Raw genomic sequence first — 11,914 nt, 5'->3', positions numbered from 1 at the left:
ACACAAATCACAAATGCTATATGCATTATTATCTAATCCAGGTTTACTGAAAGATGATTTAGCCGATATTGTAAGAGCCTTGTTAACTTCCACATACAATTTCCAATGTTTATTTTCTTCATACATTGTATCTCGATTTAGTCAAAATCGTCAGTCCTTAAGGTTTGGTTTACTATATCTCCTAAAACACGAACATAAACGTCTATTTCCCGTTTTGATTTTAAATTTTTCCTTCATCATTGGTGAGGCTGCCAGTACGATACTACCGGTTGCTCAAAGTTGCCTATAACTGCAATGGGATCTTTCAAGACATCTAAACCTTCTAGCATTGCCATACAGCTTGCGTAAAAGCATTTCATGTCAATAAAAATTGTCCTTGTTCGGCAGATTGTCGTAATTCATATTACCTCACGCTTCCAGTGTGTAGCAGGCATTATTGCTAGAACATTGTTAATAATAAATGTACGCTTTGCCTGCCTCGTAAAGCAAAATGCTGTAAAGGAATCACCAACAATCTTTATGATTTTCACACGCCTTTTCGTAATAACACCAGACTTGGCTACATAGATCATGCTAACTACTTGTTGACGCTGCATTGCTTTTATTAACTGTTCTTTCATCCTCGGTGCTCCTTTTCACTAGCCCTGTTTATATGCAGTGAGCACGACAGAGCCGTTTTTAAAAACAGAACAAACGTTTGTGTTATTATTATACGCACGTACGTTCCTAATTAGAAGAGGGAATTTCAGCTAATTCTTAAGGAGTATTTAGAGGATAAATAAATCCATTTCGCCTTGGCGTAATTGTTGTTGTTGCTGTTGTCGCTTCGCTTTCGCACAGAAAACATTGCTGAATGAGGATAGTGGGCGTTCGTGTAAGCCTACAATAGCTTTGTACATATTCTGTGCTTAAGACATGTATTGAAAATTTATTAGAAAGGATGTAATTATTAGTTCAAATATTGACTATACTTCACCATCAACCCAGTTCACTTTTGATGTAAATGACAGCACTCTTTTTAAAAAAGATGATCGGAATTTTATAAATATTCTAGGTGTAGAACAATTAAATACGTTAGAAAATATATCTTTGCTTGATATTTTTCTAAGTAAGAATAAGGTGATAGAGCCTCACTATCATCAAAATGCAGCAGAACTAGTTTATTGTATTTCTGGTGCTGCCATTGTTTCTATATTTAATCCCTTTACAAAAGAGCTTAAAAACTATCCTATCGAGCCTGGCCAAGTCGCCAATGTACCGCAAGGATGGTGGCATTATGAAATAGCTACTGAGAATGACACGCATTTACTAGCTATTTTTAATGCTTCAATACCTGAAGTTATTTTAGGTTCAGATATATTGAAATTTACACCTTCCAATGTTATGGCTCACACGTATTGTTTAGATGAAAATCAGTGGAAGAAAACAACCGCGCCTATTGTACCGTCAACATATATTGGTCCACCTAAAGACTGCAACCGTGTAAAATCAACTTCTGAAAAGCAAAAAGATCAAACGGAGCAAAAAGATCCTCATCATAAACATAAAAATAAGTATAGACCTTCACAATTTATGAACCCATATCCGCCATATCAATATCCAAATATGAATCCATATATGAATCCTTATGGCCCAAATCCTTATGGCACATATTATTAAGCAATAGTAAAAAAACGGAAATCGTAATCGTTCATACGAGTGTATGACTCGACATCATAAGCTCTACACCTTTCATCGCATAAAAATAAATAAAAAGGAAAATCTATATTTTAAGTCATAGCTTCGTTATTACTAAAAGAGGTGTAGAAAATGGAATTATTTCCAGTGATCCATACAAATTTTTGGGATGCTGTAATAGCCGTTCCAGCTGTGTTACTTATTACACAGCTAATTAAGGTGTTTATGCATGTTAAGCCTAAATATGTTCCCGCGATCGCCCTTGTTATTGGCTTGGTTATTTCTATTTTTATTAGCCATAGACATAATCTTATTGCAGGAATATTTATGGGCTTTTTTTATGGTTATGCAGCTATTGGGAATTTTGCTGCATTAAAAACAACTATTAATAGCTTTAAAAGCAAGAAATTAAAGGAATAAACCTTTCACTAGTTCACCACCCAAAGTTTGGGATGATGTTTGTTAAAAAGCGGATATTGGTGGCCACACCTGATCAGTTTTCTCTTAGACCTAAGCAGATCTTGAATCGACCCGAGCAGTTTTCTCTTGGGCCTAAGCGTGTCCTTGGCTAATCGTTTTCACATGGACTACAGCGTCACAGATGAGACCCTGGAGCGCAAACGAAGCGACTCACCGTCATCAACCCTTTTATTGTAAAAAATGATTAGAATTTCATTTATTAGCACATCCTAATCTCATAATTAATGAACGAGAGTTAGGATGTGTAACAATGGAATTGATGAATGGAAATCTAACATCATTACGCTATAAGGAAATTTTTAAGATATGGACACAGATCGGCGTTAATCATGGCTATATAGCTTCAAATCATGCATTTTTTAAGCACGCCATTGATAAAAAATTGAAAGCTATTATCGTGGATTTTGTGCAATGTTTAAAAGAGGAAAATAAACATCTAACGGTGTTATTAAAGGAAAATGGGGTGCTTGCCCCTACTACATCAATCGACTACAGACAGTTGAAAATGGGTAATATCCGAGGAAAAAAAGCTATTAATGATACGGAAATTAGCACCATTTTATCGATGAATATAGCTTCTTCACTTATTTCAGTTAGTCAAGCTTTAGAAATATCTGTTAAGAAGAAGCATACTGCAAAATATGGAGAACTTCATATGAGGTATGCCACACTTGGCGCAAAGCTAGTGCGACTCAGTAACGACAAAGGCTGGCTACTAGCTCCTACTACACTTTGACACTCCCCTCTAAAGGGGCAAGCTGACTAACGTCAGTGGGATTCTTGCTACCAAAGGCGAAATCTGTAATGTTAAAAAGCTCTCGTTTGAAAGCGAGAGCTTCTATGTTTTTTCCTTCTTATCGCCTTCTTACGAACAACAGCTTGTACCACTGATTCACAAGGAACGGTAGCACAGACAAGCTATAAATAAAGCCTAATTGTGCGGTACTTAATGTGGCAACCTCAAACACACTTGTAAGCATTGGAATAAACAGTACTGCGTGTAAACTTAAAAAACCGATTAAGAATGCAAGCCAAGTATATTTATTCGAAAATAATCCAATGGCGAAGATCGATTCTTTAGCTCTAGAGTTGAAGCCATGCACTAATCGTGACAAGCATAATGTTGTAAATGCCATAGTGCTCGCCGTTAAAGTATCTCCCGTTGACAATCCGATTTCAAAGGCAATAGTTGTCGAAATTGCAATTAGTAATCCCTCGAGTACTACTTGAGTAGTAAATGCTTTATTTAATAATGGTGTATGAATATTTCGGGGCTTGTCCTTCATTGTTTTTTTATTATTCGGCTCTAGACCGATTGCAATCGCCGGTAAACTATCCGTTAGTAAGTTAATAAATAATAGATGCACAGCCGCAAAAGGAACTGGTAGACCTAAAATTGTTGCATATAAAACAACAAAAATGGCACCTGCATTCCCAGATAATAAGAACAAAATAGCGTTTTTAATATTCGTATAGATACTCCTACCGTTTGCAATAGCCTTAACAATCGTTGAAAAATTATCATCTGTTAGTATCATAGAGGAGGCATCCTTAGCGACCTCTGTGCCAGTAACGCCCATTGCCACGCCAATGTCGGCCTGTTTTAGGGCAGGTCCATCATTAACACCATCTCCTGTCATGGCGACGACATGTCCTTTTTCCTGCCACGCTTTAACGATACGAATTTTTTGAGCTGGTGTTACTCGGGCATAAACAGAAAAATCATTAACCTTTTCTTGAAGCTGCTGATCTGTTAGGCCTTCTATTTCATGCCCTTCAATCGCTTCAGAAGGATCATTTAAAATCCCGATTTGATTGGCAATAGCCGTTGCCGTAATTTTATGATCCCCTGTAATCATCACCGGTTTGATCCCAGCTTTTATACATTTTTCAACCGCACCTTTAGATTCTTCTCTTGGCGGATCCATCATCGCAACTAAACCAACAAAGATTAAATCTTTTTCAGCTCTTGCATCAATTGCTTGATTTCCCTTTACCTCTTTGTAGGCAACTGCTAGCACCCTTAACCCATTCATAGAAAAATCACGATTTACCGCTTCGATTTTTTGGCGTTGTTGTTTTGTAATATTAACTATACCTTTTGAAGTTTTTATTTTTATAATTTTAGGGAGAAGGACATCTAATGCTCCTTTTGTAATCATGATAGATTGCTGATTGATATTATTTACAGTACTCATGAGCTTTCTATCTGAATCAAAAGGGATTTCGGCCACTCTTGGATAATGATCTCTTATCTGTAATTCGTCAAAACCATATTGCTTCCCTAGTTTTACGAGTGCAATCTCAGTGGGATCACCGATTTCCTTATCGTCCCTTTCTACAGCATCATTACATAATATTGCCTTTAACATAAGATCTTTCTCAACTGCATTTCCAGTGTATAGCCGATCATGTGGAATCACTTTTTCATCCACATATAACTCTTGTACAACCATTTTATTTTCAGTTAATGTTCCTGTTTTATCTGAACAAATGACAGATACACTGCCAAGACTTTCAACAGCATAAAGCTTTCGAATAATGGCATTTTCCTTTGCCATTTTTTGTGTTCCAAAAGCTAGCACAATGGTAACAATGGAACTTAATGCTTCTGGAATTGCTGCGACGGCAAGTGAAACAGCAAACATAAACGATTCTACTAGCGCACGCCCTCTAACAAGGTCAATCACGAAAATGGCTAAACAGACTAACGTAATCCCTAAAGCTAATTTTTCTCCGAACTGATCCAAACTTACTTGTAAAGGTGTTTTCTTCTCTTTCGCAGTATCGAGTAAATTTGCAATTTTGCCGATTTCCGTTTGCATCCCGATAGCTGTAACCATGACAATACCACGACCTGTTGTCACAAAGCTTCCAGAGTACACCATATTCCTTTTATCAGCAACCGTTACATTGCCTTCCTTAATAGGATCGATACTTTTCGCTACAGCGATTGATTCACCTGTCAGCGAGCTTTCATTGATATGCAAATTATGGCTTTCTAATAATCTACCATCTGCATTTATATAATCGCCAGACTCCAAATACAGAAGATCTCCAACGACAATATCTTCTGAAGAAATCTCTATGAGCTGATTATTTCGCATTACTTTGGCAATCGGAGAGGTTAAGGCTTTTAAATTATCCAAAGACTGTTCTGCCTTGATATGCTGTACAGTACCTAGGATAGCGTTCAATATAACGACAACCATAATCACAATCGTGCTTCCAACTTCCCCTAATAGAAATGAAACGAAAGCAGCGATGATTAAAATAATGACCAATAAATCTTTAAACTGACCAAAGAAAACGGCGAATGCACTTGTTTTTTTTCCTTCCTTTAATACATTATAGCCGTATACTTCTTGCCTCTTTTGAACGTCATAATCACTCAATCCTTGATCTGTCACGTTCAAATTTTTCATAACTTCAGCTGATGATTGTTGATGATAGTCTGACATTCGATTCCCCCTCCATTTGAAATTATTAAGTAACTCACAGCAGCCACCCTGTCCCGAATTCCTTCTCACTGACTGAATTCAGGAGAAAATACTGTTATTAGTTAATAAGTTAGATTCCCAACAGTAGACCCCTTTGAATTATCTATCTTAGGCAGAGAGAAACTTATATATCCTAAAAATAGTATTGAATCATCAGACTCTCTATCTACTCGAGCCCCTAAAATACTTTAACTACAACAATCTATTCCTTGCCCTATTCCAGTATGATAATAATCGATATAGAAATTAAATATTTGTTTATAGATGAAAATATAATATAAAGTGAAGCTTGAATCAGTGGGGCTTCTTCATCTGCACTGTAGAAATTCGTGATGACCATTAAGGCCAATGTGAGCACAAAAAAAGACATTTGGAGTATGGCTACTCCAAATGCCCTTCGTCATATGCATAGACTCCCAATAGGCCAGTCTTGCCATTATTTTATTGTTTTATTTGCGACTAACAAATAATCGAGTGCACTCATTCTAGTAAGCTTATGAGTAAATTTTATAGCATCCGCTTGAGAATCAAACATAAAGTTTTCGAGTTCATCTGTTGGTATATATTGATCAGCGATTTTTCGTTTTAGTTTTCGTACAGATAAAGTGTGTGAATCCTCTTCATATAAAATAATAGCACCCACATTTCGGTAAAGCGTCTGGTCAATCGTTGCGACAACTTTCACATTTGATCCTTTGAATTCTGTTAAATCTATCTGCATGTATTTACCAACCTCCTCTAAACTTACATTCTATCTCCCTATATAATTGTCCTTCTTTTTCAGCAGCATTTCCTGGTTATTCAACCAAAAAACTCCATTATAAAAGTTCATCACCATAAGGAGTGGCTGATTTCCGTTCCGGCTGGGCGCTTTGCCGCTGACGCTTCGCTTTCGCGCAGATAAAACATTTGCCGCTGACGCTTCGCTTTCGCGCAGAGCAGAGCTTCCTGGGGGCATCCGATGAGCCACTCTAGACTATGAGTTGTTGTGAGCCGATTTCAGCTCTAGCTCAGCCTCATTTGAAACTGGCGCTCTTTTTAGAGAGAAAATAGCACAGCCTAGCGCACATAAAACTAAAATGACACCGAAGCTAGATAAATGCATAGCAGATCCTGTAACAGTAAACATAGCTCCACCAACAGCTGAACCTATAGATATACCGATTTGTAATGCAGCCGTATTTAAGCTTTGTTGAATATCAGATGTTTTTGGATCAGTTTGTATTAAATAATTTTGTAATGGAGGTGTAAGAGCCCAGCTAAGTGCACCCCATAAAATTGTTACGACTAAAAAGAGTGGCAACGCAACAATCGTGTAAGGAATACTCAATAATACAACGGCGAAGGTAGATACAATCAATAGAATGGCTTTACCAGTACCAATTTTGTCACCTAGCCAACCACCTAGAGCATTCCCACTGACAGACGCTATTCCGAAGATTAGATAACAGATACTAATCCAAGAGGCACTCATATCAAATGCTTCTACTAAAAATGGTGTTAAATATGCGTAAAGCATATAGTGACCAGCCAGCATAAATAGTGTTATCAATTGTGCACTTAAGATTTTTAAATTGGCTAATGATTTCATTTGAGCCTTTAATGGGACAACTTCTACAACTGGCATTTTTTCCAGTAGTAACGCAATAAGAATCATAGATACAGTTGAAAGAAGCGCTATTCCTAAGAACACAGCTCGCCATCCAAATGCTTCTGCCACAAATATCCCCATTGGCACACCGATGACAAGTGCAGAACTGACACCCATGAACACAAGCCCTAAAGCTTTTGCACGATGTCTTGGTTCAACAATTTTTGTTGTAATCGTTAAGGATAAAACGATGACCAATGCAGTACTCATTGCTGTGAAAATTCTAGCAATCATGACGATCGAGAATGTCGTACTAAAATAAGTCATCAGATTCCCTAAAGTAAAAATAAATAAAGAAATAAGATAAAGGCGCTTCCTTTCCACTTTTGCGGTTAATGATAAAAGGACAGGCGCAGATATTGCATAGACAAGAGCAAAGATTGTAATTAATTGTCCTGCAGTTGCTAAGGACACATTTAAATCCTCTGCAATTGTTGGTAATATACCACCTACAATTAATTCCACCAATCCTACCGCAAAGGTAGTAACGGCAAGAATATATACTCTCCAATTCATAGTAATCACCCTTCTGTTACACTTTCATTTTTGTAGGGAGAATAAAAAAAATCCTGACTACAAAAATAAAGCAAAATTTTTGTAGTCAGGATTTTATGGTTCCTGGTAGAGACCCTCAATCCATATCATTGAGGTTATACAGATCAAATATTTACGTTAGCTATAGTAGCATATTGAATTTTGCATGACAACATTTATTTCATAAAATCGGTTCACTATAACCTTTCAATCATTGAAATGCAAACGCTTACCGAATAAAAAATCATTTCAAAAGAGAGAAATTTTAGATTTTACTTATATTTTTTTAAGTTTGACCATACATACTAATATAACAGAACATTGCGAGGTGATTGTTTGCGTATATTAGGTTTAGTATGCTATTTTTTATTGTTGTTTTATGGTGTAGAACCAGTAATAGAAGAGCTCTCACTCGATAAACAAGCAATCATTTCTCCTAGTCTCAGCAAACAGCAAATCCCCATAAGAGAAACAGTTGAAAATTCAACAGTTTGTGTCTATTACCCCGCTTATAAAGTTTGTAAAGAATTATCAGCCAACTAAAAAAGTGAAAAAAGATGCAACTCAAGGCTGCCTCTTTTTTCACTGAAATTCCAATTTATTTTATTTTGGACCGATATGGAAACGACTAAACGGATATATTGTTAATTTAGCTTCACCATAGATGGCATCTTTAGAAATTAAGCCATAATGGCGGCTATCAGAACTTTTCAAACGGTTGTCCCCCAGTACAAAATACATACCCTCAGGAACCTTTTTTTCATTTAATAATTGCTCTAACGTGAAATTCTCTGTAATACGTAATTGATTAGGATCATCTGTTTGACGATTCACATAATCTTCTTTATAAGCTTTGCCATTTACATACAAAATATCGTCTTTCATTTCAACTGTATCACCTGGCAGGCCAATCACTCGTTTAATATAAAGTTCATCTTCTGTTGGTGATTGAAAAACAATTTGATCAAAGCGTTCAATTTTGCTCATTTTACTTACAATAATAATATCTTTATCATGATAAGTTGGGTACATAGAAGCACCTTGCACTTTAATCGGTGCAAATAAGAATTGCTTACAGCCCAAAACAACTATAGCTGTAATCACAATAATTTTAAGATAAGATATTAATTCTTTTTTGAAACTTGATTTCTCTTCTTGCATGCTCATTCCCCGATACTGTTTTTTTATAGTATAACATTTTCTACAGTATAATGACGAATTAATCACATAAATTGTTCCAAGTTCACCAAAATGACTCATCGGCATAACGTGAGGTTGATTTCTGTTCGAACTGGAGGCTTTCCCAGGGGCATCGGAAGATCTACTTCTCTTGAGCTCCTCATCTATGACGCTGTAGTCCATGTAAAAAGGAAACGCTTAGGTTAAATAGAAAACTGATCAGGTCAACCCAAGATCTGCATAGGTCCAAAAGAAACTAATCGGGTCAGTCCAAAATTCGCTCATACATTTTAACAAATGCCATCCCTAATTTTTGGTTATGAGCCACAAAAATAGACAAAGTTACTTTATAACTTTGCCTAGATGCATCCTATTCTTTTGTTTTTCGAGTATGAATGGTTACTTTGCGTAGTAGAGTGATGCTGCTATTAATTAAGTCGACCGCTAAACCAATACCTGCACGTAAGGTAACTACTAATAAAAGTGTGCCTATAATCAACACAATCACTCCCTCAACCATTTCTAATAAAATTATACATCAATTTTCTGACTTTTCAAACACGTGGTCCGAAATCAATTATGCCGCGGCATACACGTCCGGAATCGGCTTTGTGTTCAGGCTACATGAGGGCATACACGATGTCGTTCTTAAACTGAGTTCCTCTATTTCAGCGTGTTTGGACACCTACTGAAAAAATTAAAAAAACCATTCAACTAGGCATGCACCCTACCTGAATGATTTTTTTATTTTTTACATAAAAATTTTTAAACACAATAGTTGTAAATGTCGCATAGCTGAACTGACTCGACTTTTTTGAACCTTACGCTTAGGCACATAGCTTTGCATGCAATCGTTTAGAGCTGTATACCTAAGCACCTGGGTCCTCCCATTCATTGATCTCCCTCCCTTCATTGTCAATAAATTCACAGCTATCTTACTCAACTGGTCACTCCAAAGTATTTATTGCAAACTGGCTTTTAATTCCGATTTTATTTTTTCTAGCTCTGTCTCTTCAGGGATGAAATACCATATATGGTCAATCTTTTTGCCATTTCCTTCTTTAAATGATAACTGATCAATATTACCATCCATTTTTTTATAAATACTTTGTAATTGGATTAAGTCCTTCATCGTAAAATTCATACGAACATTATCTCCTACTACATCAAGCATATCTGTAGCCTTTAATAATATAGAAGGTGTCGAAGAGGCTTTTTTCAGAACCGCTTCAATAATTTGACGTTGTCGAATTTGACGACCAAAATCACCACGGGGATCTTCATAACGAATACGTGAAAAAATCAGTGCCTTATCACCGTCTAAAGTGATCTCACCCTTCGGATAATGGTAGGCGTTATAAGTTAAATCCATGTCGTTATCAATTGTAACCCCACCAATCGTGTCTATAATTTGCAGGAAGCCTTCCATATTAACAAACACATAATAATCGATTGGTATATCTAAAAAATGCTCCACCGTATTCACCGCCATTGGAACGCCTCCAAATGCATAGGCATGGTTGATTTTATCGACGGAATTATGTCCAATAATTTCTGTACGAGTATCTCGAGGTATGCTGAGCATCTTCATCGTGTGTTCTTCAGGATTCACGGTAATGACTATCATCGTGTCTGAACGGCCACTATCATTTTTACGTTCATCCACCCCAAGCATTAACACAGAAAACGGATCTTTTTTCGTAACTATTTTTTGTTCTTTATTTTCATCACCTGTCGTTTCAATTAAGGGTGTATTTATTTTATTCATCGTTTTTTGGATTGTATAATAAGCAGTACCTATAAAAATTAAAAAAATTGTTAATAAACTACCTACTATCCATAGCCAAATTTTCTTCTTGCTCTTTTTTTCCTTAGAGCGTTTCATATTTTTTTCCATACATTATGTCCTCTCTTGCCAAAAAATTTACCCCTACATTTGACGTTTGAAGTTGGAAAAAAGTTAATATAGTCTATATTATATGCATATTGGACGAAAAAAAGACGTACACTAGTATTTACTAAATGCACGACATTCTATTCCTTTAATTGTACATACCCCCTCATTTATTTAGTGTCAGCATATGACAATAAACCTTATTTGATTCTTTTATACAAGATGGAAACTTTTGTAGCTGACATTTCACTTTCGTTACAAAACATTTGCTAAAGAAATAAAATAACAATAGTAAAAGGCTCAAGACAGCTTTACATTGTATTAAAAGTCAAGAGTTAAAGTGATGCACTTAATATTTCATGATCCTGTATACAATGTGCAAAATTATAATATGCTATTTTTAAGCTGAACTAATTTTGATTAGTTCGGCTTTTCTTATGTTGCGGATTCAGTTAGCATTGAAATTAATAAAAGGTTTACTAATAAAAGGAGGATTTGAATGAATACAGAAATAAGGTTCAGAATGGCTACTGAAAAAGATTTAGATTGCATTATTGCAATGCTTGCAGATGATGTTTTGGGAAGTAAACGTGAGCGTTATGAGCATCCACTTCCTAATAGTTACATAAAAGCATTTGAGGCTATAACATCTGACCCCAATAATGAGTTAGTAGTGGCTTGTGACGGCAATGAAGTGATTGGGGTACAACAAATTACTTTTACTCCTTATATAACACATCAAGGTGGATGGAGAGCTACTATTGAAGGAGTGAGAACAGCTGCTTCTGTAAGAGGAATGGGTGTAGGTACTGAACTAATAAAATGGGCAATTCAACGTGCAGAAGAACGTGGTTGTCATTTGGTACAACTGACAACTGATAAAAAAAGACCAGATGCGTTAAGGTTTTATGAACGGTTAGGTTTTAAAGCAACGCACGAAGGTTTAAAGCTAAAGATTTAAAATTTTTTATTCAACCAACGAGGGCTTTACTTCAATAA

12 protein-coding genes, 1 pseudogene and 1 riboswitch are annotated in these 11,914 nt (G+C 36.1%); of the genes and pseudogenes, 5 read left to right on the top strand and 8 right to left on the bottom strand.

The window, feature by feature from the left end:
* Positions 1-198: 198 nt before the first annotated feature.
* Both ACIQ7T_RS11800 and ACIQ7T_RS11795 read right to left on the bottom strand, forming a co-directional pair.
* Positions 199-402 (bottom strand): annotated as a pseudogene (locus ACIQ7T_RS11800) (Y-family DNA polymerase); the annotation flags it as partial.
* The gene (locus tag ACIQ7T_RS11795; RefSeq protein WP_402870492.1) at positions 399-620 is read right to left on the bottom strand and encodes a transcriptional regulator; all 222 of its coding nucleotides are present in this window, start codon (positions 618-620) and stop codon (positions 399-401) included. The pseudogene ACIQ7T_RS11800 and the gene ACIQ7T_RS11795, both read right to left, overlap by 4 nt.
* 328 nt (positions 621-948) lie before the next feature.
* Between ACIQ7T_RS11795 and ACIQ7T_RS11790 the strand changes: the two genes are divergently transcribed.
* The 3 genes from ACIQ7T_RS11790 (at position 949) to ACIQ7T_RS11780 (ending at position 2,893) form a co-directional block, all read left to right on the top strand.
* On the top strand, positions 949-1,659 hold the full coding sequence (locus ACIQ7T_RS11790) for a cupin domain-containing protein (protein WP_402870654.1): 711 nt from the start codon (positions 949-951) through the stop codon (positions 1,657-1,659).
* Between the two features lie 150 nt (positions 1,660-1,809).
* Positions 1,810-2,097 carry a hypothetical protein gene (locus ACIQ7T_RS11785; protein ID WP_370081077.1) on the top strand — a complete coding sequence of 96 codons (288 nt, stop codon included), beginning with the start codon at positions 1,810-1,812 and terminating at the stop codon, positions 2,095-2,097.
* Positions 2,098-2,407: 310 nt separating this feature from the next.
* Complete coding sequence (locus tag ACIQ7T_RS11780) at positions 2,408-2,893, top strand: DUF3231 family protein (protein WP_402870489.1); 486 nt, start codon at positions 2,408-2,410, stop codon at positions 2,891-2,893.
* 118 nt (positions 2,894-3,011) lie between these two features.
* On the opposite strand, the gene ACIQ7T_RS11775 is transcribed toward ACIQ7T_RS11780, so the two are convergent.
* The 3 genes from ACIQ7T_RS11775 to ACIQ7T_RS11765 form a co-directional block, all read right to left on the bottom strand.
* Positions 3,012-5,618 carry a cation-translocating P-type ATPase gene (locus ACIQ7T_RS11775; RefSeq protein WP_402870487.1) on the bottom strand — a complete coding sequence of 869 codons (2,607 nt, stop codon included), beginning with the start codon at positions 5,616-5,618 and terminating at the stop codon, positions 3,012-3,014.
* Between the two features lie 475 nt (positions 5,619-6,093).
* Positions 6,094-6,378: a hypothetical protein gene (locus tag ACIQ7T_RS11770; protein WP_370081071.1), complete on the bottom strand. Its 285-nt coding sequence runs from the start codon at positions 6,376-6,378 to the stop codon at positions 6,094-6,096.
* Positions 6,379-6,633: 255 nt separating this feature from the next.
* Complete coding sequence (locus ACIQ7T_RS11765) at positions 6,634-7,824, bottom strand: MFS transporter (protein ID WP_370081069.1); 1,191 nt, start codon at positions 7,822-7,824, stop codon at positions 6,634-6,636.
* A 62-nt stretch (positions 7,825-7,886) separates the two neighbouring features.
* Positions 7,887-7,986, bottom strand: a riboswitch (purine riboswitch).
* A 192-nt stretch (positions 7,987-8,178) separates the two neighbouring features.
* On the opposite strand from ACIQ7T_RS11765, the gene ACIQ7T_RS11760 reads away from it, so the two are divergent.
* Complete coding sequence (locus ACIQ7T_RS11760) at positions 8,179-8,385, top strand: hypothetical protein (RefSeq protein WP_370081067.1); 207 nt, start codon at positions 8,179-8,181, stop codon at positions 8,383-8,385.
* A 60-nt stretch (positions 8,386-8,445) separates the two neighbouring features.
* Here the strand turns inward: ACIQ7T_RS11760 and lepB are convergent, their stop codons facing one another.
* The 3 genes from lepB to ACIQ7T_RS11745 form a co-directional block, all read right to left on the bottom strand.
* Positions 8,446-9,003 (bottom strand): signal peptidase I, encoded by a 558-nt coding sequence (gene lepB, locus ACIQ7T_RS11755; RefSeq protein WP_370081065.1) that lies wholly within the window; start codon positions 9,001-9,003, stop codon positions 8,446-8,448.
* Positions 9,004-9,391: 388 nt separating this feature from the next.
* Positions 9,392-9,520 carry a hypothetical protein gene (locus ACIQ7T_RS11750; protein WP_370081063.1) on the bottom strand — a complete coding sequence of 43 codons (129 nt, stop codon included), beginning with the start codon at positions 9,518-9,520 and terminating at the stop codon, positions 9,392-9,394.
* 462 nt (positions 9,521-9,982) lie between these two features.
* On the bottom strand, positions 9,983-10,918 hold the full coding sequence (locus ACIQ7T_RS11745; RefSeq protein ID WP_370081061.1) for an LCP family glycopolymer transferase: 936 nt from the start codon (positions 10,916-10,918) through the stop codon (positions 9,983-9,985).
* A 496-nt stretch (positions 10,919-11,414) separates the two neighbouring features.
* On the opposite strand from ACIQ7T_RS11745, the gene ACIQ7T_RS11740 reads away from it, so the two are divergent.
* Positions 11,415-11,876 carry a GNAT family N-acetyltransferase gene (locus ACIQ7T_RS11740; RefSeq protein ID WP_370081059.1) on the top strand — a complete coding sequence of 154 codons (462 nt, stop codon included), beginning with the start codon at positions 11,415-11,417 and terminating at the stop codon, positions 11,874-11,876.
* Positions 11,877-11,914: the final 38 nt, after the last annotated feature.

The organism is Lysinibacillus sp. NPDC096212, from assembly GCF_044763105.1.
Classification (GTDB): Bacteria; Bacillota; Bacilli; order Bacillales_A; family Planococcaceae; genus Lysinibacillus.
The sequence above is the reverse complement of the archived record's forward strand: the minus strand, read 5'-3'. Positions and strand labels throughout refer to the sequence as shown.